This window comes from Spirosoma sordidisoli, from assembly GCF_004138325.1.
In the GTDB taxonomy this organism is placed as follows: domain Bacteria; phylum Bacteroidota; class Bacteroidia; order Cytophagales; family Spirosomataceae; genus Spirosoma; species Spirosoma sordidisoli.
Window position 1 is genome coordinate 88,597 of record NZ_SBLB01000010.1, and the last position, 22,036, is coordinate 110,632.

Genomic DNA, 22,036 nt, shown 5'->3' on the forward strand with positions numbered 1-22,036 from the left:
TTTGGTTCTGCTGATAACTTAACGTATTATTATTCTTGGAATAAATAAAATTTTTCCAATGCAAACGTCTTTGCCATCGTCATCTTCATCCAGCGCAGAGCCTGCGATGAAAGAACATTGCAGTCATCAGGCAGACTGCTTGAAGATGATCCAGCTGATTCTGGATGGGGAAGCTACCGAACAGCAGCTCGCCCGACTGAAGGTCAATCTCGAATCATGCAAACCCTGCATCGAGATGTACCACCTCGAAAAAGAAGTAAAAGAGTTGTTGACCAAACGCATGGAAAAACGGTGTTGCCCCGATCAGTTGGTGGCAACGATCAAAGCCAAGATTCTGACGTTTAGTTAAGAAAGACATTACACGAATTGGGGTAATTAAGGATCTGGCCCACGCCACCTTGGTTACCCCGATTTTCTTTATAACCGGTAAACCACCAACACACATTGAACGGGAAACTCATCATTTTTTCGGCTCCTTCAGGTTCTGGTAAGACAACCATCGTCAAGCATCTGCTGGCCGAGAATAACAATCTCGGTTTTTCTATTTCAGCCTGTACCCGCGACCGCAGAGGCCGTTCGGAGCAAAACGGGCAGGATTACTACTTTCTGACACCCGAAGATTTCAAGCAGAAAATAGATAACCACGAGTTTGTAGAATGGGAAGAAGTGTACGTCGGCGCGTTCTACGGCACGCTGAAATCCGAAATCGAACGCGTATGGGCCAGTGGAAAACACGTTCTCTTCGATGTCGATGTAAAAGGTGGGCTGAAGCTTAAAGAATATTATGGCGACAAAGCCCTGGCCGTGTTCGTGAAAGTACCCGACGAAGAAACCCTGCGTCAGCGCCTGATTGGCCGCGGTTCTGAAACAGAAGAAAGCCTGTCGAAACGGCTGTTCAAGGTGCACTTCGAGATGAGCTTTCAGAACGAGTTCGATGTGATTCTGGTCAATGACGATCTGGAAACATCGCTGCAAAAAGCCCAGAAGCTGGTGAACGACTTCGTCAACGAAGATAAGGTTCCGCCCAAAGCGTCGATACTGTAAGGCAAACGGATTTGGGGTTGCTTACTGATGTTTCGGTGCGTACATACCCCACCGTCATAAACACACGTGTACTCTTGAACGTAGGTCTTTTTTTCGGCTCGTTTAATCCGATTCATGTCGGACACCTCATCATTGCCGATACCATGGCAACCTCAACCGACCTGGATCAGGTCTGGTTCGTAGTGTCGCCCCAGAATCCATTCAAGAAGACCAAAAGCCTCCTGCACGAGTTTGACCGGATGGACATGGTTGAGCGGGCCATAGCCGACAACAGCCGACTGAAAGCAACCGATATTGAATTCTCGATGCCCAAGCCAAGCTATACGATCGATACGCTTGTGCGGCTGTCGGAGAAATATCCGCAGCATCGGTTTCGGCTCATTATGGGCGAAGACAACCTGGAGCAGTTTGCCAACTGGAAAAATCACGAAGCTATTCTGGAGTATTACGGCCTGTATGTCTACCAAAGGCCGCGCTCGGCAGAGAGTGCCTTCAAAACCCACCCGAACGTACGCGTGGTCGAAGCGCCCCTGCTCGACATCTCGGCCACGTTCATCCGCGAGCGTATCCGCGCCAACCGATCCATCCGGTATATGGTACCCGATGTGGTGGGGGAGATGATCGAGCGTAAAAAATTCTACTTATAGCCCCGCAGGGCCGGCCCTACGGCAATCCGTTCTGGAAGGTGATTTCGGTAGCCAAGCCAATGGCGCTCATCCGAATCGCTACCGAGCGGCTGCTCGATTTTGCCCCGACTTTATCGCACTGGGGGCCTTTTTCGAGGTAGTAGACGTAGAATTTCTGGTTCCGATCGGCCAGGATGTTGGCGTCGGGCCGGCCGAGCCACTCGCCGATGGTATTGGCTGTTTTGCCCTTCAGGTTCGGAATCTCAGCTCTGAAGTCGGCCTCGAGGGCGGAGCGGGTGCCCGTGCAGCCTCCCCGGTCGCCCCGCCATTTTTTGAGGTTAAGCTTGCCAAACTGATCCGGTACCGTACCACAGGCCAGCAGGGTCAGGCTCCAGCAAACGACAAACAGGCCACCTGCCAGCCGACGGCCTGTACCAAACAGGTTCATATTCATAGCCCGCTTATTCATTATATACGACCTGGAGCAGCGTTTGACCAACGGCTTTGAGGGTACCCCGGTCGATATTGCTCATGTTATCGTCGGCCGTATGCCAGGCCGGAAAGAAGCCACCCGTACCGGCGTTGGTGTGAATGATATCGATCATCGGGATTTTGGCAATAGTATTGGGAGCCAGGTGATCGTCGGTAATCTGACCGCCGGGCTGATCGATGAAGTATTGGCTGTAGCCAGCCGCGCTGGCGGTTTGCCAGACCTTATTCACCACGCTGGGCGCAAACTGCATCGAAAGGCCTTCTTTGGCGAAGGTAGCCCCTTTGGCGCCAACCATATCGAGCAGAATACCGAAGTAAGCCGTATAGCCGGGTTTATGCAGGTTCTTGGCCCAGTAGCGCGAGCCCAGGCAGAAGCCAATGTAGTCGTACTGATTGCCGGTTGCCGGTTCAAAATCGTTGGCCGCTTTCTCGGAGTTACCCCAGTCTTCGGCATCGAAGAAAATAATATCGATACCGACCCCTGGCTTTTTCTGGGCCTGCTGAATGGTGCGGGCCAGTTCCAGCAGCACGCCTACGCCACTGGCGCCATCGTTAGCGGCTGTTACGGGTTTGGACTGATCGGCTTTATCGGGGTCCTGGTCGGCCTGGGGGCGCGAATCCCAGTGGCTGGCCAGCACGATACGCTTGGTAGCCTGGGGGTTGATAGTGCCGATGATGTTGCGGGCGTTCAGCTTCTTGCTATCCCAGGTGGTGGCCACAAAGTTCTGCTCCGTTACTTCGCATCCGAACTGTTTCAGCTTGGCAACGAGGTAATTGCCGGTGGCGACGTGGGCGGGCGTGTTCGGAACCCGCGGTCCAAACGCTACCTGCCGGTCAATGTAGGTATAGGCCGAGTCGGCGTTGAACGGAGGAGCCGTTACCTGTACGGGTTGATCCGCAGGCTGGGTCGCGTCACTTTGCCTGGGTTTTTCTTTACAGGCGGCCATAATAAGCGCCGTGGCGAGGATACTAAAAAAGAATCTGCTCATACAGGTAATTACTCTTCGTAGGCCCAGTCGATCTGGTGTTTCATGTCTTTGATGGCCAGCCCCTGCGCTTTGAAGTACGAACGAATCTGGTCGACTTTGTCGTATTGGCGCTGTTCTTTGTATTCGCGGTAGAGGGTCAGCAGGCCTTCCAGCACGGGCTGATTGTCGCTGCCTTCTTCTTTCAAGCCCAATACATCCTGCATGAAGGTGCTGAACGACTCTTTCAGCAGCGTGAACACATCGTCGCCCAGCGCGGCCGGCTGAAGCTGGTTCAGGTACAGCATATTCACGTATTTGAGGAGCGTAAATACCTGCGCAATGGCTACGGCGGTGTTGAGGTCGTCGTTCATGGCTTCGTAAAACTGCTGAACGGCTTTGCGGATATCTTCCTGTTTGGCCATGTCGGCCGATACGCTCTCGTCGGGCCGGTAGCTCATGGTTTTGACCACCCGCAGCCCGTTAGCCAGTCGCCGGTAGCCTTTCTGAGCGGCCTTGAGGGCGTCGTTCGAGAAATCAAGGGTGCTGCGGTAGTGGGACTGTAACATAAAGAAGCGCACCGTCATCGGGCTATATGCCTGCTCAAGCAGGTAATGGCTTCCGGCAAACAGCTCGGCGGGCAGGAACGAGTTACCCAGCGACTTGCTCATTTTCTGGCCGTTGACGGTGAGCATGTTGGAGTGCATCCAGTACCGCACGGGGTCGTGGCCGGTGAGTCCGTCGCCCTGAGCAATTTCACATTCGTGGTGCGGAAACTTGAGGTCCATGCCGCCCCCGTGAATATCGAACTGTTTGCCCAGGTACTTGGTGCTCATGCAGGTACATTCGAGGTGCCAGCCCGGAAAGCCTTCGCCCCAGGGCGAATTCCAGCGCATGATATGCTCGGGCGAGGCCCGTTTCCAGATGGCAAAATCGAGGGGGTTGCGCTTCTCCGACTGGCCGTCGAGCTCGCGGGTTTCGTTCAGCAGGTCGTCCAGAATCCGGCCCGACAGTTTGCCGTAGTTGCCGCCCTGCTGGTTGTATGTCTCGATGTCGAAGTAGACCGACCCGTTCGACTCGTAGGCCAGTTTTTTGGCCAGCAGCGTTTGTACGGCTTCGATCTGCTCCACCATGTGGCCCGTGGCCGTCGGCTCGATGCTGGGCGGAATGGTGTTGAACTGGGCCATTACCGTGTGGAAATCGTTCGTAAACCGCTGTACAATCTCCATTGGTTCTACTTTTTCCAGTTTGGCCATGCGCCCGATTTTGTCTTCGCCTTCGTCGCCGTCGCCGACCAGGTGGCCTACGTCGGTCAGGTTACGGACGTAGCGCACTTTATACCCGATAAAGGTCAGGTAGCGGTAGAGGGTATCGAAGGTCAGGAACGTACGAACGTTACCCAGATGAACGTAATTATACACTGTCGGTCCGCAGACGTACATGCCCACGTAGGGCGGATTAAGCGGTTCAAACAGTTCTTTTCGGCGGGAAAGCGTATTGTATAGCTTGAGCGGCTGCGTCATGGTAATGGGCTTGCTCGGCTGTTCGAAACCGGTTTCGTCCGGAACAGCTGAACGACTCGTTTATAGTAGACAAAGCTACGCATTGTTACCCGGAAAATGACGGACCGGGCCAAACTCGCTATCTTTGCCTACTTGACATGACCAGCGTACAAGTGGTAACGAAAACAGGCTCAGGCCTGGCCTTACCGCTATCCGTTTGTCAGTAACCACGAGTTGATCAGGAATGCAGATCGTAGACGTAGGCACTAATCCCCAATACCAAAAGGAGTTCATCCAGTTTCCGGTTCGTTTGTACAAGGCTGATGCCAACTGGATACGGCCGCTCGACGCCGATGTTGAGGAGGTTTTTGACCCGAAGCGGAACAAGCGGTTCGAGCAGGGCGAATGCGTACGGTATCTGCTGCTCAACGACCGGGGTGAAACCATGGGGCGCGTGGCGGTCTTCATCGATCATGCCATTGCCAACCTGGATAATGACCAGCCCACCGGCGGCATGGGTTTTTTTGAATGCATCGACGATCAGGCGGCTGCGTTCCGGCTGTTCGATGCGGCCAAAGTCTGGCTCCAGAGCCGCGGTATGGAAGCCATGGACGGCCCGATCAACTTCGGCGACCGAGACCGGTGGTGGGGGCTGCTGGTCGACGGGTTCGACCGCGAGCCCAACTACTGCATGCCGTATACCAAACCGTACTACATCAGTTTCTTCGAGGCTTACGGCTTCCAGGATTATTTCCGGCAGTTCACCTTCGGCATTCCAACTACCTGGGCGAGGCTGACCGAGATGTCGCAGTCGGTTAAAGACCGGGCGCAGCGCATCTACGAGAATCCCGACTACTCGTTCCGGACCATCGATAAAAAGCAGCTGCCGGCCGCGGCCGAGCAATTCCGGCATATCTACAACGCAGCCTGGGGCGGGCATTCGGGCGTGAAGGAAATGTCGGCCGAGCAGGCGCAGGTGTTGATGCAGAAGCTAAAGCCGGTTATCGACGAGAAAATTATTTATTTCGCTTATTATCAGGGTGAACCGGTGGCCTTTTTCGTCTGCCTGCCCGAGTTGAACCAGATTTTCAAGCACGTAAACGGCAAACTGGATCTTTTCGGCAAACTGACTTTTTTGTGGCATGTGTTGCGCAAAACCAACCGTAAGGCCTTTGGGGTCGTTTTTGGCGTAGCGCCCGCGCATCAGGGCAAGGGTCTCGAAGCGGCCATTGCGCTCCGGATGCCGCACGAAGCCGACCACAACCCGAATTTTCAGTACGACACGCTGGAGATGAACTGGGTTGGCGATTTTAACCCCATTATGGTTCGGTTCGTGAGTCAGCTCGGGTCAACGATCGTTAAGACGCACGTTACCTACCGCTACCTGTTCGATCGGACGAAGCCGTTCAAACGCTGCCCCGTTATCGGCCGGAAGAAGGAAAGATAAAATGAATGACGGTTGCAGACCCCACCGGGACGCGCAGTCGGACCAATCATGCGGATGGTGTTGCTGACGCACGAGTGGTCCGTGGGGACACGGACCACGGTGCGGACACGGACCACAGTGGGGACACAGACCACAGTGGAGATCGAAAACTGTAACTGGAATACCGAAAAATTGTAAACAAAAAAAGATAAACAATGAGCTTATTAACCATCGGTTCCGTAGCCTTCGACGCGCTGGAAACGCCCTTTGGCAAGACCGACAAGATCATCGGCGGTGCCGCTACCTATATCACCCTGTCGGCTTCGTATTTCACGAAGAACAACAACCTCGTTGCTGTGGTAGGCGATGATTTTCCGGAGTCGATGATCCGCGATCTGAACAGTCACGGCGTCAATACCGATGGATTGCAGGTGCGGGTAGGAGAGAAGACGTTTTTCTGGTCGGGTAAGTATCATAACGATATGAATACCCGCGATACCGTTGAGGTGCAGCTGAACGTGATGGAAAACTTCGATCCGGTTGTTCCGGCTTCGTACCAGGATTGCCAGTACCTGATGCTGGGCAACACGGCCCCCGCTATTCAGAAAACGGTTATCGAGCGGCTGAACAGCCGCCCTAAACTGATCGTTCTCGACACCATGAACCTCTGGATCGAGATTGCCAATCCGGACCTGATGGCGCTCCTGAAACTGGTCGATGTGCTGGTGGTAAACGACGAAGAAGCGCGGCAGCTAACCAAAGAGTATTCACTGGTGAAGGCGGCCGCCAAAATCCGCACGATGGGACCCCAGACGGTCATCATCAAAAAAGGTGAACACGGTGCGCTGCTGTTCCAGGAAGACCGAATCTTCTTCGCGCCGGCGTTGCCGCTCGAATCGGTCTTCGACCCGACCGGTGCCGGCGATACGTTTGCGGGCGGATTTATCGGTTACCTGGCCAAAACCGACGATATATCGTTCGACAACATGAAGCGGGCCATCATCTACGGGTCGGCCATGGCGTCGTTCTGCGTCGAGAAATTCGGGGCTGAGCGGATCATGAACCTGACGCAGGACGAAATCGACGAGCGTGTCAGCGAGTTTGTGAAGCTATCGGCCTTTGGTCTGAATTAGTCGCAGCCGTTGGCTATTGTCAACCAATAGCCAACGGCTGATTTGTTTACTCAATTGACCTGGCAGCACTTGTTGGGTGGGCCGGTTTTGGCGTATACAGTGTTGCTCTTCACCTTCGGCGTGTTCACGCCAATCCAGATTTGTTCGTATAGTGGCTTTGGTTGTCTGTAACTCAGGTTGTGGGCAGTGCGCCTGTGTCTTATCAGCGGTCTACACTAGTTGTTATCCGGGTATTGGTTGTTTTCCACTGACAGGGTGTTTGCCACTGACAGGGTCTACGACCACTGTCAGGGTTTGGTGGTAAGTAAAACCTCCGGTTTGCTAATGGATTGGTGGGGTGGTTATTGTTGGCGGATGGCCATGATAATCAAATCCTGCGTGGTGAGGTTCAGCAGATCGATCAGGCTAATGCCGTATAGCTGCGATACCTGCTGCAGTACCGTCAGCGACAACTCAGTACGCCCGGTTTCTTTCTTACTATAAGCTGCCTGGCTGACACCAAGCTGAAAAGCAACGTATTCCTGCGGGTAGCCGTGAATCTCCCGTAGTTTGCGGATCTTGAGAGCAATTGGGTTCATGACTTTCTGATTTGAGGTTTTGGTAGCACTTGAACACTACAAAACAAACGCAGGCGGTAGCTGACAGAAACTTATTTCGACCAATTGGTCAGCTTCATCGACCAATTGTGTATCGAAGCAGGCTAATGAATATATTGCCGGTGCTATGAATGAAACCCTGACCTGCTATCTGGTAGACGATGAGTCGCCGGCACACGTGATTATGTCGAAGTACATCAGTCGGATGCCGTACCTGGCATTGCTGGGCCAGAGCTTCGACCCGTTTGAGGGGCTGGAGAAGGTGCAGGAGTTGAAACCTGATATTTTGTTTCTGGATGTGGAGATGCCCGATATGACCGGGGTTCAGTTTCTGAAGTCACTGCCGCAGCCGCATCCGATGGTGATTATGGTTACGGCCTCGCCCCAGTTTGCGGCCGAAACCTACGACTTCGATTCGGTCTCGCACTATCTGCTAAAACCCGTTGGCTTCGACAAATTTCTGGAAGCTATCAACCGCGTTGTTAAACGGTTGGGCTTCGTGCCGAACGCCGGTGCTGCCGCGCCCGTAGTAGCGCCGGTTAGCCAGCCCGCGCAGGCCCCCGCCGACCCGCGTGAGAACGTACCCTACTTCCTGATCAAAGAAGATAAAAAACTAGTGCGGGTGGCTCCCGAAGATATTGTCTTTGCCGAAGGCATGAAAGATTATCTGAAGCTGCATCTGACTGGCCGTGTGCTGGTCACGCACATGACCATGACCAAGCTGGAAGACATGTTACCGCCTTCCCAGTTTTTGCGCGTCAACCGCTCGTTTATTGTGCGTCGGCAGGCCATCAAAGAAATTGACGGCAATCAGATTACGACACTTGATGGCAAGAAAGTAGTCATTGGCGTTACCTACCGCGAAACGGTTATGAATGAGCTGAAAAAGAATATGCTATAGCCCCAATGTATACGTTTCTAGTTGCCAGGTAATGTGACAAATCCGTTTACAAATACGCCAGGGTCTGCTGGTCAGCCAATGCGTCAGCTACTCGACACAGTGTATCGGCCAAACCGACGCCTGTTTCGGGTGCTGGGCCATCTGCTGATGTGGCTGGTCGTGTACGTTGTGCTTATCGACAGCACCGGCAGCCGGATTTTTGAAGACAATGAGCGAGTCGTCCGTACGGCGTCGGTCGTTGATTTTCTGGAAACAGTCGGGCTGTATTATCTGCTGGGGTATTATGTATTTCCGGCCTTCATCTACTCCCAGAAGTACCTGCGTCTGGCTACCGTCATCCTGGTGGTTTTCTTTGTCATGTACCAGCTCAATAGTGAGTTGTTCAACTACCTGGACTCAATTAGTACTAAAGTTCGGCCAGACGGAAAACCAACGTATGCTACCAAAATAAACGCGATGGTTCGGGAGGCTGGCTGGCTGGGCTGCTTTACCAGCTTACGGGTTGCTTTATGGAACCTGTTCTATGCGTTTGGCTTGCCTATCGTTTTATTAACCTTCAAAGCATTTCGGGATATTATCAGTTATCAGCGACGACTGGTCCTGGCCGAACGCGATAAACTGGCTCTGGAGCTGAATTTTTTGAAGGCCCAGGTCAACCCGCACTTTCTGTTCAACACGCTCAACAGCATTTACGCCCGCATCTTCGATACCGATGAGCCCGCAGCCAACCTGGTGCTGCAACTCGCCGAGCTGATGCGCTACAACCTCTACGAAACCGACCAGCCTCGCATTGCCCTCGACAAAGAGCTGGCGTATATTCAGAACTACCTCAATCTGGAGCGCAATCGTCTGGCCGATCAGCCCATCACAATCGACTACCAGCAGCAGGGTGATGCCGGCGTGTGTCAGGTTGCTCCGCTGCTGCTGATCGCCTTCGTGGAGAACGCCTTCAAGCATGGCATAAAGGGAGGCATGTCCAATGCTTATGTACGGGTAGACGCCACTGTGGTCGAACACCGGCTAACGTTTACCGTAGTCAACAGCGTAGCGCCCCGACGAGGTGCCGCTGGCACCAGGGCTAAATCAGGTGGGGTAGGGCTGGTGAATGTGCGCCGTCGGCTGGAGGCTTTGTATGCTCATAAACACACGCTGACGATTACACCAGCGGCCGATGTGTACCGGGTTCAGCTCGTTATCGACCTGGAGCCCATTCAGGAGACGACTCGCTAGCTGGCGGTGCGACGACTCCTGGTTTCTGACGGGCAATCATTCATCGAAAAAAGACGGCAATTAGTCGAAAAGTGGCTGAAATCGATCTAAACAACTTGCTGCGGGCCTGGGTCATCTGCTATGTTTATCATGTCAACGGCCACTGGTCACCAGCGACAGTTGTTTCTACCGACCTGCTAACTTCTAAACCAACTTTCTAACGCCTATTACCATGAAGAATCAAACAGCTACCGTATCGCCCCGCCTTACGCTGAAAAAAGAGCGCATTGTGTGCCTAACGCCCGCTGGTGTGACTAATTCAAACACAGGTAAGTCGAGCCGAATTTGTGATTTTCTGACTATTGGCGGCTAGTACCTCTTGCAAACCTACCTCACCCTTAACTATTCGAGAGTAAGCCGAAGCCAGCTTGCTCACTATCTTCAGCGCACCGGCTGGCTATGTTTTGGCCAGACTGGTGCGTTTACTGAAGATGCGCTCGCCTGCATCCGGTCAAGAGAGTGTACGCTGGTTTTTCTGCGGTTGTCGGCCCCTGACGAAGATGTACCGGAGCCGTTTCTGGCCGCCCTTCGCCAGCATCCGGCGGTTATCGTTACCTCGCCGTATCCAGCTCATCTGTTCAGCTATCTGAACCTGCATCCCTTTGATTTTCTGACCGAACCGTATTCATTTGACCGATTTGCGGTCAGTATGGAGCGCTATGTCGCTGTGTTCGGATAAAGATGTAGTTACACGAAAACGATTCCCAATACGTTCCGGTCTGTTTATTAACAATAATTTATTTGGGTAATTAGTCGAAAAAAAGCGGGTTTTGTTGACACCCCTGGCAGGGCTCACTATATTAGTAAGTTCCTCCACGTCGATATACTTCCCGAATGATCCAGCTAAGCCGTTTTTTTTTGATACGTCGGCCCCTTTATTCCCTCGACCGGCTAATTCAGTTTTACCAGCAGCTGAGTTCCCATCCCCTCGAAGAACTTTTACGGCAACATTATCAGGATCCGCTGGCGCAGGAGGCTATCCTGGCTGCGTCGCCAACCCTCTACGAACGTTTCCGGCGCTGGCTGGCGGGTGAGGTCCTGCCCGAGCAGGATAAATTGCTGGCTACTTTACACAAGTACCTGATTCGAATGTGCAGCCGCGCTACGCCCTACGGTATGTTTGCGGGATGCACGACGGGTCAGTTTGGCGAATACACCCAATTTCAGGCTGCTCCGGCCCACTCGCTGCGTACCCACACCCGCGTTGATATGGATTGCCTGCTGGGCATTCGGGAGTGGCTCACGAACCAGCCCACCATTCGGACGCAGCTACGCCTTTTTCCCAACTCATCGCTCTATCCGGTTGGTTCGTCGCTTCGTTATGTCGAGCAGCAGCGCGAAGCCAGCAACCGGAACTACTTTATCAGCGTTGTTGAAGCCGATCAGTACCTGACCCTTGTCCTCAAAGCCGCCCGTACCGGCGCCACCATCCAGGAACTGGCCGCGCTGCTGATCGAACGGGATGCCCAGGCCGACGAAGCGATCGACTTTGTTGAGCAACTCATTGAAGGACAGTTACTCATCTTCGAGATCGAACCTACCGTAACGGGCCTGCACTACCTCGACCGGCTGACCGAACAAATTGCTTCGCTGGAAAATGCCGACGCCTGGGCCAGCGACCTGCGCCAGCTTCAGCACCAGTTGCAGCATCCCGACCGGCTCGTGGCGTATACGCAGGTTCGGCAGTGGTTTCTGGATCGGTCCATTGCCGTGCCCACTGCCGATGTCGTACAGGTCGACACATTTTTCGATACGCCAGGCCTGCAGTTGAGCGAACGCGCCATGCAGCACCTGCAGCGCCCGCTGGAGAAACTGATGGCCCTGAACCAGCCCTACGTATGCCCCAATCTCGACGAGTTCAAGCGGCTGTTTTATAATCGGTACGAAGACGAAGAGGTGCCGCTGGCGCTGGCACTCGACGGGGAGTTCGGCATTGGCTACGGCCACAGTTCCATGCTGGGTGTAGGCTACGCCCCGCTCATCGACGACCTTACGTTTGCCAGTGCTGCGGTGGCCCAGACCACCGCCTGGGATTGGTGGCAGACACTGGTCATGGACAAATACGCCGAAACCCTGCGAACCAAACAGGACGAAATCATCCTGACCGACGACGATCTGACCTACATCAATAGCCAGCAAACCGCGTCGGCACCGTTGCCGGGCAGTTTTTACGCGTTTGGATCGCTGCTGGCCCGCTCGGCCCGGGCACTCGACGAAGGTGATTTTCTGTTCAATCTACTGGCCTGCAAAGGGCCATCGGCCGTTAATCTCATGAGCCGCTTTGGCGAAGGCGACCCCCAGCTAGCCAAACACATCCGGAGTTGCGCTACCGCCGAAGAAGAGCACCACCCCAACGTGATCATGGCCGAAATTGTACACCTGCCCGAAAACCGGGCGGGTAACATCCTGATCCGGCCTACGCTCTACCAGTACGAAATCCCCTACATGGGCCAGTCGTCGGTAGACCCCGATTATCAAATTTCGTTGTCTGACCTGATGGTATCGGTGCGCAACAATCGGGTTGTGCTGCGTTCAAAACGCCTGAACCAGCGCGTAGTGCCGCGTCTGACCAACGCGCATAATTTTAGCCAGGGCCTGCCGATTTACCGGTTTCTCTGCGATTTACAGGCGCAGGATATGCACCTGAACGTGGTCTGGAACTGGGGCGTTTTGCGAACCCAAGCTTACCTGCCCCGCGTTCGGTACCGCAACATCCTGATAAGCCGGGCTACCTGGCAGCTTCAGTGCCGTAATCTCACCCCCGATAATCCGCTGCGGCTGGTAGCCCAGCTGACGGCCGTAGGTTTGCCCGATCAGTTTATGCTGGCTCAGGGCGATAATGAATTGTACATAGCGCTGCACGTACCGGCGTCGCTCAACCTGCTCATCGACGAAATCAAAAAACAGACGCAGATTCGGCTGGTCGAATGCCTGACCCAGCCTGACCGCTGCCCGCTGATCAACAAACGCGAGCATTTTACGCACGAAATCATTATTCCGTTTCACAATAAAGCCGCCCAGCCGTTACCCGGTCTGAGCCAGACGAATACGCACCTGCCCCAGCGCAAATTTTCGGTAGGCAGCGAGTGGTTCTACCTGAAAGTGTACACGGGCGAAAAAACATCCGACGCCCTGTTGCTGCAAACCATTTATCCCGTTGTGCAGCAGCTGCTGAAAACGCAGATCATCCAGGAGTTTTTCTTTGTGCGTTACAAAGACACCGACCCCCACCTGCGGCTTAGGTTTCGGGGCAACGCGCACCTCGAATTTTACCATCACGTTGTGCGCGTGGTAGAAAAGGCGCTGGCCGAATCTATAGAAGCGGGTATCGTACACCGCGTTCAGATCGATACCTACCAACGCGAGCTGGAACGGTACGGTATGGAACACATTAGCCTCTGCGAAACGCTGTTTCACTGCGACAGTCTGTCGACGCTGGCCTTCATGGCGCGCACCGGCGATGCCTTCGACGAAAACCTGCGCTTTGCGTTTGCCATTCGTAAAATTAACCAGCTCCTGGCCGGGGCAGGCCTCTTGCCCGACGGGTGCCTGGCTATCATGAGCCGACTTAAAGAAAGCTTTTTTCTGGAGTTCGGGGGCGAGTCGGCGCTGCGTCGGCAACTGAACGAAAAATACCGCACCTACCGCTCGCTTCTGGAGCATGCCCTATCGGCCGATTTTCCACTGGCCGATGAACACAACCAGTGGCACTGCCGGCAAACCGAACTGTTGCAGAAGCTGGTAGCCGCTTATGAGTACAATCCGCAAACGTTGCATTCCATGCTGAGCAGCCTGATCCATATGGTTGTGAATCGGTTGTTTCCATCCAAACAGCGGGCCTATGAGCTTGTGCTGTACTACTGCCTGGCCAAGCATTACGATTCAGTATGGGCACGGCAGAAATTATAGGATACTACGTGATCCGTTTACGAAAAGCCACGGGACGATGCGTTTCGGGGCTTTTTTATGGGCTGTATAACCAAAGCGAATAAAGTTTGCCCAAATGGATTAAGCTATAACGGCCGGTTATTGAAACCAGTCTGGTTAGGTCGCAACTTTGAATCAACAAATCGATCACAAAAACAAACGAACAATGACTCTCTAAACAAGTAAGATCATGAAAAAGCGCATCACGTCTGAGTTCTCTTTTGAGGTGTGGATTAACAACGACATCGACTCGATGGCCGACGAGATTGGCTCATTCGATGACAACTGGATCGTGTCGGCCGGTGATCTGTTCGACGGCCTGGAACTGCCCACCGACGAGCCGTTGCAGCACTACGACGAGGCAGCCTGACAGAGTCCTGCGCTTATAACCTGAGTGACTAAAGTATAACCTCGAGTTATTGATATACATGCCTTTGACTAAGACCTTTACAGTGTCATCAGGGCAACAGAACACAACTAAAAGCTAAGAATTTATACAGACGCGTACTACTTATACACATAATACTAGGAAGCCGGGGCGTAGCACCGTAGCTACACCGGAAATGATTCAAAGTGATCCATACTAAAACGAACCAGGCGGGCATAGGTACTCCCCCGCACCAGAAGCGGGGGAGATTGTCCTGAAATGGAACGAATCAGGAAGCGTGATTGCGGTTTTGTCGGTTTTTTTGTCAGTTTTATCAGTTAAGGCATAGGCAATTTTGTTCTGAAAAACCAATCAAAACAGACAAAGTCATGGAACTACAGAACAACCAGGAAAACAACAAGGTGATCGTTGCTGATCAGGTGAATGTGTCTAACAAGGTTGCCAGTTTCCCGGCCGAGCCGGTGGAGGACATGGAGCTGAACGACGAGCAGTTGGATATTATATCTGGTGGAGGAGATGGTGGTTTTATTATTAAAGGATGATGAAGTCGTGGATGTGCATATTGCTGGGGGTTCTTCTGTCGACAGGAATGGAGAACAGGTTGTATGCACAAACCACGTCAACACAGAATACAGTTGCACCGGCCAGTGTAACTAAGGCCATTGACAGGAAAACAGCTGATAGCCTTTTTAATCAGGGGGTTCGCTTTCAGGATACGCAGGCCTATCAACAATCGTTGGTATTGTTTGGAAAAAGCCAAAAACTTTACCAGGACATTGGTGATGGAAAGAGAGTAGGAGATTGCTTTAATTACATGGCGATAACCTATTATTATCAGGGCGATTTCTCGAAAGCAGTAGCGGCTTTCAAAAAAGGAGCCGAAACCTTTAAAAAGATACGATACAAAAAAGGAGTTGCTTCAACGCTGAATAACATTGGTAGTGTATATAATAGCCAGGGAAATTACCTGAAAGCACTGGAACATTTTCGGCAGGCGGCTATCATATTTAAAGAAATTGGTGATACTGATAATTTGACGGCCGTCACCAATAATATCGGTTTAATTTATACCAAGGCGAAAGATTACAGCAACGCTATGAAGTATTTTACTCAGGCTTATGCTGTATACAAACGAGGAGGTAACCAGGAAAGAATTGCCCAGATACAGGATGCTATTGGTAATATCTATTTGAAACAGGGCAAGTACAATAACGCATTTCAGAGTTTTAACGAATCGTTACAAATTGCCGACAGGAAGAAGGATAAGCAGTTACAGATTCTGGCATTAAACAGCCTGGGTGATTTGTTCTATGCGCAGTCAGATTATAAAAAAGCCTTACCCTACTATGAGCGATGTCTGACTTATTCCAATCAGATAGGTAGCTTACAGAGCCAGGCAGAATCGCAGATCGCTATTGGCAGTATTTTGCATCGGTTGGCAAAAGTTAATGACGCGGTAAACAAATGCCGGGACGGTTTGCGACTGGCAAGAGAAATAGGGTCTGTCTCACTAAAAAAACGGGGATGTGATTGTCTATACCAATCGTACAAGGCATTAGGAAATGACCGGCAGGCATTGCACTATTTTGAGCAGGCTAACACGCTGGAAGATAGCTTGAATCTCTCAGAAACGGCCAACAAGGTCATGGGCATGGAGTTTCAGAAGCAGCAGTTGGTCGACAGTATTGCCTACGTCAAAAAAGAGCATGCCATTCAACTGAAGCATAAGGAGGAGGTACAGCGGCAGGAGAAACAGCGGAACATGATTATCCTGTCGTTGGGATTTATTCTCCTGGTAGCGGCTGGTTTATGGGCTCAGCTCAACTACGTCAGGAAATCAAGAGCAGCCCTAAAGGTCGAAAAAGATCGCTCTGAAGCTTTGCTGCTGAATATTTTGCCTGAAGAGATTGCAGAGGAGCTGAAAGAGAAGGGGCATGTCGATGCCCGGGAATATAACCTGGTATCGATCTTATTCACGGATTTCAAATCGTTTACGCAAACCGCTGAGCAGATGTCTCCGCAAAGCCTGGTCGAAGAGATCCATACCTGCTTCAAAGCGTTTGACCTGATTGCCGGTAAATATCAGATCGAGAAAATAAAAACTATTGGTGATGCCTACATGGCGGCAGGCGGTATCCCACATACGGACGAACGGGCACTGAAAAACATTGTGCTGGCCGGCCTGGAGATGCAGAAGTTCATGACACAGCGAGCCGCTGAAAGCCGCGCCCAGGGTCGTCCCGCCTTTGACATGCGCCTGGGCATCCATGCCGGGCCAATTGTAGCGGGTATCGTAGGGGTCAAAAAGTTCCAGTACGATGTGTGGGGCGACACCGTAAACACCGCCAGCCGAATGGAAAGTAGCGGGCTGGTCGGGAAAGTTAATATAAGTGAGACCCTATATGATCTGATAAAGGACGAAGAGTGCTTCTCGTTCGAATACAGGGGGAAGGTACATGCCAAAGGAAAAGGGGATATGGGTATGTACTTCGTGGAGAAAAAGTTTGTGTATGAACTAGCGTGATCATGGAAAAGAGCAGAGAAGACAAAAGAAAGGATACTTGGAAAATAGCTTTATACGCGGCACTTGGTGTTATTTTATACAAAGTAGTTACAGAATTTCTGCTTTAGCTAAATAGGCTGTCTTGATGGACGCCAGGATACTGTTGATTGAAGATTTATATCTATAAAATAATGGAAGAGTGTAAAGTAGAATCCCTGATATATTATTCAAAATTGACGCTCGATGCAGAGCACATCGTAAAGAAGTCGAAGGAAGAGATTCAGGCTAAGCTTGATGAGTACACGGCTCAGGGCTATCGACTAATCTCAACAACATCTACCAATTTTGGCCTGGCTATATACATTTATCTCTTCTTTGAAAAATAGTCTACTTGCTATCATAGACTAAGCGTGAAAAATAAGGTAGTTTTTTAGTAGCTACAACAAATTTATAGGATAGATACACTACTTCTTTATAATATACCAATAAAGATATGGAACAGAGAAAACAGGAGATTATAGAAGCGATTATCTCCAAAGCTTGGGAGGATGTCAATTATAGAAAAGAGTTAATTGCCGACCCGATAAAAGCAATAGAAAAATTGACGGGCGTTAAAGTAGCGATACCAGAAGGAAAAACCATAGTTGTTAATGATCAGACTGACAAGTCAAAAATCTACGTAAATATTCCCGCTGAGCCAGAAATAGAAAGTATGGAGTTAAGTGAAGAGCAACTTGAAGCCGTAGCCGGTGGCGGGCACCAAATTTGGGGGAGCTTTATGGTTAGTCTATTCCCCAATCTGAAAGATTGCATTACCCTTTAATTATATATACAATAAACCAAAACAAACAAAACAATGGAGTTTACACAAGAGCAAAAACTGTATGGCCAGATCGTACAAAGAGCCTGGGATGACGCCCAATTCAAAGCGGATCTTACGGCAAACCCCGTAGCTGCTATCGAAAAATTGACCGGCCAAAAACTTAACATACCCGAAGGTAAGTCAATAGTCGTGCGCGATCAAACTGAAGCAGGAACTGTTTATATCAATCTTCCAGCCAAACCTAATTTGGACGATGTTGAACTGAACGAAGAGCAACTTGAGACTGTAGCTGGTGGTACTGTTATTTGGCCTATCATTATCTTTCCTCTGCCTAAGTTGCCAATAATTGAATACTAGTAATTCATAATTTAATATCAATAGACTTTATAAAATATAACAAATCAATAACTCAAAAAGTCAAGTCATGGAATTTACACAAGAACAAAAGCTAAACGCTCAGGTCATTCAGAGGGCATGGGAAGATGAACAATTCAAAAGTGAATTGATAGACAACCCTGCGGAGACGATGGAAAAATTAACGGGTAACAAAATTAGTTTGCCTGCAGGTCAAAAGCTGGTAGTGGTAGACCAAAGTGATGAGTCTACTGTTTACTTCAATATTCCAAAAAAAGTAAACGTTGATAGCTTAGAACTAACTGAAGAGCAATTAGAAATGGTTGCAGGCGGTTTAAGTCCAACCTTCTATGTAGGGTTCGCATGTGCGGTTGCAGTTTGGGCTGCGACGCATCAATAAAATCTTAAAAACTATTTAAAATAATAATATAATGAGAATTACAATAGAAGATCAAGAGAAAGGCGCAGAGTTAATGAAAACTCTAGCACAGAAAGCCTGGGAAAGCACAGCTTTTAAAGAGCAATTGGTAAATAACCCTGCCGAAGTAATTGAGCAAGTTTTGGGAAAAAAATTATCAATTCCCAATGACAAAAGAATTGTAGTAGAAGATCAAACTGATGATTCTATAATTTACCTTAATATTCCGGCAAAGATTGACCTGGATGAATTAGAATTGACTGACGAGCAATTAGAACTGGTTGCAGGTGGAGTTATTCCATGTATATTGGTTGGGTTTGCGGTAGGTACTGCTGTCTGCTGGGCTGTTTCTCACCTTTAAGCTACAATCGGAACCCTATTTCTGATTTATCAAACAATCATTTTAATTAAGATGATTGTTTGATAAATCTTTTCATAAATATTTGTTCAGTTATTAATTGCAGAGTTATGAATAACAATCAGTTTAGGCCAGTTGCTGTAATTTTATCGCTTGTATTGGGTTTCATAATAATTAAACATTTTGATTTTGATACGTTGGCGTTTAAAAAGCCTTGGTTGGATTTTTTATATATTATAACTTTTATAAGTATGTTGTTTTATATATTTAAAGACAAATCTCAAAATAAATGGGAAAAAAAGTAATCTATACAAAATTAGTCAACAGACAAAGTTAAATAAATTTTTGCATATGAATATGCTTTGTCTGTTGACTACAAAAGTAAGTACTTAAACGTACAAATTGACATGAATAATCAGAATAAGTATTTATCTGAAAATGAACTTGAAGAAATACCATTTATACATATAATATTACCTTATACTGAGAATTTTTTGCAGGAGATTGAAAAAAATAGAGTTTCAGCTGAATTAATAAAAAAATTAAATTTAACGCTTCTGCGAGAACTTAGCGCTATTGCTGAAGTAACTTTACAGGAAGAACTAACTATTTTTGTTAATAACGGATTTATTCATTATCAGGATTTTGTAAAGAAGACCAGTTTAATTTTAGAAAGTAAATATCCTGTATTAGATAATATTTTAAAAACTTTAGCAAAAAATTATTCTACATATATAAATAATATATTTTCAAATTTTTATAAAGATTTCAGTCTTATTGTAGATCATTTCTTTATTACTTTAGATAAAAGTAAAGCAGTAATTACAGATATAGACACAAATCTTGGCGATGGGCATAGTGGTGAAAGTACTGCTTTGATCACATTGGCTGATGATAGCAAATTAATTTATAAACCAAGAAATATTGATACTACAAATTCTTATAATTTCTTTATTGATTGGGTTAACAAAAAATTGAAAACAAATCTTAAAACGTTCAAAAGCTTGAGTTTTGAAAGTTACGGTTGGCTAGAATATATTACTAATGATGAAGTTAACACTTCTGAAGAACTTCATGAGTATTATCATAAGGCTGGAATTCTTTTAGCCGTTGCCTTTCTTTTAGGCAGTAAAGACTGCCATTACGAGAATATAATTGCATCAGGGCAAAATCCTGTTATTATAGATCACGAAACCATTGTTCAGCCTTTTCTATCAAAGCAGTCTATTCGTACCTGGGACGATCAGCATAAAGTAGCTCCTTTTTCTGTTTTAGAGAGTATGTTAATAGCTAATCAAAATACAGGAGTTCCTTCGGAATATACTGGATATGGCATTAAGGGGAACTGTGAAGCTATGGATTTCGAAAAAAAGGTAATCAATCCAAACACAATCAGTGCAAAAAGAGTAACCCGGTTTGTTTTTAGAAAATTGATAAAAAACAACATTCCAATACAAAACAATTGTTTTGTATTTGCTAGTGATCACAAAAAGTATTTTATAGAAGGTTTTTCAGCTGCATACGATATGTTCATGAATTCGAAAGAACAATTGCTATCCAGCGAGTCGCCAATTTTACGTTTCAATGATCAGAAAGTACGTTATGTTTGGAGACCCACTTTCGTGTATTCTAAAATTTTGAACTACATGAGAGGACCAGTTTTTATGACAAGTTTTGAGGTATATAAATCGAAATTGTATGAGTTGATGTCGAAAGCTTATAAAGGAAAAAACTTAGAAACTTACAAAGTTATTCTTGAATGTGAGATTAAGCAACTATTATCTGGTGACATTCCATTATTTCATCTCAATAGCTCAGATCTTCATTTTGAAGAAGATAAAGCATTAAAAATATTTAAGTATAATTGTATTGAAAATATTAAGTACAGAGCAAGCTTATTATCTACGTACCATAAGAAAGAACAACTTGAATACATTACACAGTGGCTTAGCGCTTAGATAAAGACTATTGACTTTTTCACACATAGCTTCTCATTTAATGATGTTCAGGTATCTCTGTCAGGATTCTAATGCGGAATAACTGTATAACACTTTGTATTAATTATTTCAATATTTATTAATAGTATTAATTCAATGAAAGCCCTGACTATACCCTATTTTGCTGGCGGACTCTCGCATTTAATTCCTCTCTATGTTTTACAGCAAAAATATTTAAGAAAAAATAGTGAAATTGAAAATCATTTTCTAGTTGATAGTAACTCCCAAAAGTTTCTAATGATGCAGGGTATATCCTGTGTACCTATTAATTATAGTTTTGAAGATAACCTTTCTATACTTAATGAATCTTTAATCATAAAAAACTATGTGATGGGAATTGAGAGGGAGGCTTATTGTATAGTTAAACCATCATTAGTCATTGAAGATACGTCTTTTCTTACTCCGTTGATTGCGGAGAAGAATAACTTGCCGAGAATTTCAATTCAACGAACCGGAATCTTTAGATCAATTGACAAACGTTATAGAAATGCCAGTCATATGCATTCATTAGAGAAAGGTAGTAATAGTTATAAACCAGGAGATGTAAATTCAAATAGTTCAGAGCTAATAACTTACAGTAACCCTGACTTTCGGTTTTTACAACAGTACGCGAAGCCAAAAGCTAAAATTATTCCTGGGATACCAGCTATTGAGCGCTTACCAGAAGATATAGAGGATAAAGAATCATATTTTTATTCTGGTCCACTACTGGTCTTGGATAAACCTTCAAAGAACCTTACGATTAGACTAAGAGAGTTTTTAAATAATAATGAAAAGAAACCTATCGTTTTTATTACAACGGGTACAGTAGATAAAACACCTATTGAAAAATTTATTGAATTCTTTGTAAAACGCAATTATGCTGTTATTACAACTTGTAGTTGTGTAGTAAATGAAACGTATGCGCGTCAGATTTTTTACAACAAATTTCTTCCATTACACCATATTTGCGGACTTTCAGACTTAGTAATTCATCAATGCGGATCAGGGATGTATCACTACCCAATAATGAATGGAGTGCCATCCTTAACTATAGGCACTCAATGTTACGACCGGGAAGACATAGCGATAAGATTACAGGAACTCGGTGTTTCGGGTCATGTCCCTCATCCAGATGATAATCCGAACTATTGGACTATTTTTCTTGAATTGATTAATAGGTTTGAAAGTGACACGTTAACAGATTATGACGTAATGAAAAAATTACAGAGTGAAATCGCCAGTACAATGACAAATTTTGAAATGGGAAAAGTTATTCAATACGCGTTAGCATAAAAACTTATTACCTATATATGAATTTTTGTTGCCATTATA

The 22,036-nt window shown here is 47.9% G+C and carries 22 protein-coding genes; 18 read left to right on the plus strand and 4 right to left on the minus strand.

What is annotated here, in order from left to right:
- Nucleotides 1–145 precede the first annotated feature (145 nt).
- The 3 genes from EQG79_RS26775 to nadD all read left to right on the plus strand — a co-directional run bounded on the left by EQG79_RS26775 (nucleotide 146) and on the right by nadD (nucleotide 1,691).
- Entirely contained in the window at nucleotides 146–349 is a 204-nt protein-coding gene (locus EQG79_RS26775) for a hypothetical protein (RefSeq protein ID WP_236648818.1), read from the plus strand.
- Between the two features lie 95 nt (nucleotides 350–444).
- On the plus strand, nucleotides 445–1,044 hold the full coding sequence (gmk, locus tag EQG79_RS26780; protein ID WP_077922448.1) for a guanylate kinase: 600 nt from the start codon (nucleotides 445–447) through the stop codon (nucleotides 1,042–1,044).
- Between the two features lie 74 nt (nucleotides 1,045–1,118).
- Entirely contained in the window at nucleotides 1,119–1,691 is a 573-nt protein-coding gene (nadD, locus tag EQG79_RS26785) for a nicotinate (nicotinamide) nucleotide adenylyltransferase (RefSeq protein ID WP_077922447.1), read from the plus strand.
- 16 nt (nucleotides 1,692–1,707) lie between these two features.
- Here nadD and EQG79_RS26790 read toward each other — a convergent pair whose 3' ends face one another.
- From EQG79_RS26790 to cysS, 3 genes are read right to left on the minus strand one after another with little or no spacing between them, the layout of a single operon-like run.
- Nucleotides 1,708–2,118, minus strand: a complete 411-nt coding sequence (locus EQG79_RS26790; protein WP_240699470.1) for a hypothetical protein — start codon at nucleotides 2,116–2,118, stop codon at nucleotides 1,708–1,710.
- 13 nt (nucleotides 2,119–2,131) lie between these two features.
- On the minus strand, nucleotides 2,132–3,151 hold the full coding sequence (locus EQG79_RS26795) for a M28 family peptidase (protein ID WP_129605788.1): 1,020 nt from the start codon (nucleotides 3,149–3,151) through the stop codon (nucleotides 2,132–2,134).
- Nucleotides 3,152–3,159: 8 nt separating this feature from the next.
- Nucleotides 3,160–4,650: a cysteine--tRNA ligase gene (cysS, locus tag EQG79_RS26800; RefSeq protein ID WP_129605791.1), complete on the minus strand. Its 1,491-nt coding sequence runs from the start codon at nucleotides 4,648–4,650 to the stop codon at nucleotides 3,160–3,162.
- Between the two features lie 223 nt (nucleotides 4,651–4,873).
- Between cysS and EQG79_RS26805 the strand changes: the two genes are divergently transcribed.
- Together EQG79_RS26805 and EQG79_RS26810 are read left to right on the plus strand one after the other, a co-directional pair.
- The gene (locus EQG79_RS26805; RefSeq protein WP_077922444.1) at nucleotides 4,874–6,076 is read left to right on the plus strand and encodes a hypothetical protein; all 1,203 of its coding nucleotides are present in this window, start codon (nucleotides 4,874–4,876) and stop codon (nucleotides 6,074–6,076) included.
- Nucleotides 6,077–6,270: 194 nt separating this feature from the next.
- Complete coding sequence (locus EQG79_RS26810) at nucleotides 6,271–7,188, plus strand: PfkB family carbohydrate kinase (protein WP_077922443.1); 918 nt, start codon at nucleotides 6,271–6,273, stop codon at nucleotides 7,186–7,188.
- A 341-nt stretch (nucleotides 7,189–7,529) separates the two neighbouring features.
- On the opposite strand, the gene EQG79_RS26815 is transcribed toward EQG79_RS26810, so the two are convergent.
- The gene (locus EQG79_RS26815; protein WP_077922442.1) at nucleotides 7,530–7,766 is read right to left on the minus strand and encodes a helix-turn-helix domain-containing protein; all 237 of its coding nucleotides are present in this window, start codon (nucleotides 7,764–7,766) and stop codon (nucleotides 7,530–7,532) included.
- A gap of 145 nt (nucleotides 7,767–7,911) precedes the next feature.
- Here EQG79_RS26815 and EQG79_RS26820 point away from each other — a divergent pair, with 145 nt between their 5' ends.
- The 13 genes from EQG79_RS26820 (at nucleotide 7,912) to EQG79_RS26880 (ending at nucleotide 21,997) form a co-directional block, all read left to right on the plus strand.
- Nucleotides 7,912–8,685, plus strand: coding sequence for a LytR/AlgR family response regulator transcription factor (locus EQG79_RS26820; RefSeq protein WP_077922441.1), 774 nt, complete (start codon nucleotides 7,912–7,914; stop codon nucleotides 8,683–8,685).
- Between the two features lie 78 nt (nucleotides 8,686–8,763).
- Nucleotides 8,764–9,915, plus strand: coding sequence for a sensor histidine kinase (locus EQG79_RS26825; RefSeq protein WP_129605794.1), 1,152 nt, complete (start codon nucleotides 8,764–8,766; stop codon nucleotides 9,913–9,915).
- A gap of 358 nt (nucleotides 9,916–10,273) precedes the next feature.
- The gene (locus tag EQG79_RS26830; RefSeq protein WP_129605796.1) at nucleotides 10,274–10,633 is read left to right on the plus strand and encodes a response regulator; all 360 of its coding nucleotides are present in this window, start codon (nucleotides 10,274–10,276) and stop codon (nucleotides 10,631–10,633) included.
- 179 nt (nucleotides 10,634–10,812) lie between these two features.
- The gene (locus tag EQG79_RS26835; RefSeq protein ID WP_240699468.1) at nucleotides 10,813–13,863 is read left to right on the plus strand and encodes a lantibiotic dehydratase; all 3,051 of its coding nucleotides are present in this window, start codon (nucleotides 10,813–10,815) and stop codon (nucleotides 13,861–13,863) included.
- 208 nt (nucleotides 13,864–14,071) lie between these two features.
- Nucleotides 14,072–14,251: a hypothetical protein gene (locus EQG79_RS26840; RefSeq protein WP_077922437.1), complete on the plus strand. Its 180-nt coding sequence runs from the start codon at nucleotides 14,072–14,074 to the stop codon at nucleotides 14,249–14,251.
- A gap of 386 nt (nucleotides 14,252–14,637) precedes the next feature.
- The gene (locus EQG79_RS31125) at nucleotides 14,638–14,811 is read left to right on the plus strand and encodes a hypothetical protein (protein WP_161492783.1); all 174 of its coding nucleotides are present in this window, start codon (nucleotides 14,638–14,640) and stop codon (nucleotides 14,809–14,811) included.
- Nucleotides 14,808–16,793 carry an adenylate/guanylate cyclase domain-containing protein gene (locus EQG79_RS26845; protein ID WP_077922436.1) on the plus strand — a complete coding sequence of 662 codons (1,986 nt, stop codon included), beginning with the start codon at nucleotides 14,808–14,810 and terminating at the stop codon, nucleotides 16,791–16,793. The genes EQG79_RS31125 and EQG79_RS26845 overlap by 4 nt, the downstream gene beginning before the upstream one ends.
- 472 nt (nucleotides 16,794–17,265) lie before the next feature.
- A complete protein-coding gene (locus tag EQG79_RS26855) occupies nucleotides 17,266–17,595 on the plus strand; it encodes an NHLP leader peptide family RiPP precursor (protein WP_077922434.1) in 330 nt (109 codons plus the stop codon).
- Between the two features lie 33 nt (nucleotides 17,596–17,628).
- Nucleotides 17,629–17,952, plus strand: coding sequence for an NHLP leader peptide family RiPP precursor (locus EQG79_RS26860; protein WP_077922433.1), 324 nt, complete (start codon nucleotides 17,629–17,631; stop codon nucleotides 17,950–17,952).
- 67 nt (nucleotides 17,953–18,019) lie between these two features.
- Nucleotides 18,020–18,349, plus strand: a complete 330-nt coding sequence (locus EQG79_RS26865; RefSeq protein ID WP_129605800.1) for a class IIb bacteriocin, lactobin A/cerein 7B family — start codon at nucleotides 18,020–18,022, stop codon at nucleotides 18,347–18,349.
- A gap of 31 nt (nucleotides 18,350–18,380) precedes the next feature.
- Complete coding sequence (locus tag EQG79_RS26870; protein ID WP_129605802.1) at nucleotides 18,381–18,728, plus strand: NHLP leader peptide family RiPP precursor; 348 nt, start codon at nucleotides 18,381–18,383, stop codon at nucleotides 18,726–18,728.
- 404 nt (nucleotides 18,729–19,132) lie between these two features.
- Nucleotides 19,133–20,683: a type 2 lanthipeptide synthetase LanM gene (locus EQG79_RS26875; protein ID WP_129605804.1), complete on the plus strand. Its 1,551-nt coding sequence runs from the start codon at nucleotides 19,133–19,135 to the stop codon at nucleotides 20,681–20,683.
- 135 nt (nucleotides 20,684–20,818) lie between these two features.
- Entirely contained in the window at nucleotides 20,819–21,997 is a 1,179-nt protein-coding gene (locus EQG79_RS26880) for a glycosyltransferase (RefSeq protein WP_129605806.1), read from the plus strand.
- Nucleotides 21,998–22,036 lie beyond the last annotated feature (39 nt).

What these genes read in the sequence shown, in the direction of transcription:
- EQG79_RS26775 (WP_236648818.1), top strand. Translation starts at nt 146, where the DNA reads ATGATCCAGCTGATTCTGGATGGGGAAGCTACCGAACAGCAGCTCGCC.
- EQG79_RS26790 (WP_240699470.1), bottom strand. Translation starts at nt 2,118, where the DNA reads ATGAACCTGTTTGGTACAGGCCGTCGGCTGGCAGGTGGCCTGTTTGTC.
- EQG79_RS26795 (WP_129605788.1), bottom strand. Translation starts at nt 3,151, where the DNA reads ATGAGCAGATTCTTTTTTAGTATCCTCGCCACGGCGCTTATTATGGCC.
- cysS (WP_129605791.1), bottom strand. Translation starts at nt 4,650, where the DNA reads ATGACGCAGCCGCTCAAGCTATACAATACGCTTTCCCGCCGAAAAGAA.
- EQG79_RS26805 (WP_077922444.1), top strand. Translation starts at nt 4,874, where the DNA reads ATGCAGATCGTAGACGTAGGCACTAATCCCCAATACCAAAAGGAGTTC.
- EQG79_RS26810 (WP_077922443.1), top strand. Translation starts at nt 6,271, where the DNA reads ATGAGCTTATTAACCATCGGTTCCGTAGCCTTCGACGCGCTGGAAACG.
- EQG79_RS26815 (WP_077922442.1), bottom strand. Translation starts at nt 7,766, where the DNA reads ATGAACCCAATTGCTCTCAAGATCCGCAAACTACGGGAGATTCACGGC.
- EQG79_RS26820 (WP_077922441.1), top strand. Translation starts at nt 7,912, where the DNA reads ATGAATGAAACCCTGACCTGCTATCTGGTAGACGATGAGTCGCCGGCA.
- EQG79_RS26825 (WP_129605794.1), top strand. Translation starts at nt 8,764, where the DNA reads ATGCGTCAGCTACTCGACACAGTGTATCGGCCAAACCGACGCCTGTTT.
- EQG79_RS26840 (WP_077922437.1), top strand. Translation starts at nt 14,072, where the DNA reads ATGAAAAAGCGCATCACGTCTGAGTTCTCTTTTGAGGTGTGGATTAAC.
- EQG79_RS31125 (WP_161492783.1), top strand. Translation starts at nt 14,638, where the DNA reads ATGGAACTACAGAACAACCAGGAAAACAACAAGGTGATCGTTGCTGAT.
- EQG79_RS26845 (WP_077922436.1), top strand. Translation starts at nt 14,808, where the DNA reads ATGATGAAGTCGTGGATGTGCATATTGCTGGGGGTTCTTCTGTCGACA.
- EQG79_RS26855 (WP_077922434.1), top strand. Translation starts at nt 17,266, where the DNA reads ATGGAACAGAGAAAACAGGAGATTATAGAAGCGATTATCTCCAAAGCT.
- EQG79_RS26860 (WP_077922433.1), top strand. Translation starts at nt 17,629, where the DNA reads ATGGAGTTTACACAAGAGCAAAAACTGTATGGCCAGATCGTACAAAGA.
- EQG79_RS26865 (WP_129605800.1), top strand. Translation starts at nt 18,020, where the DNA reads ATGGAATTTACACAAGAACAAAAGCTAAACGCTCAGGTCATTCAGAGG.
- EQG79_RS26870 (WP_129605802.1), top strand. Translation starts at nt 18,381, where the DNA reads ATGAGAATTACAATAGAAGATCAAGAGAAAGGCGCAGAGTTAATGAAA.
- EQG79_RS26875 (WP_129605804.1), top strand. Translation starts at nt 19,133, where the DNA reads ATGAATAATCAGAATAAGTATTTATCTGAAAATGAACTTGAAGAAATA.
- EQG79_RS26880 (WP_129605806.1), top strand. Translation starts at nt 20,819, where the DNA reads ATGAAAGCCCTGACTATACCCTATTTTGCTGGCGGACTCTCGCATTTA.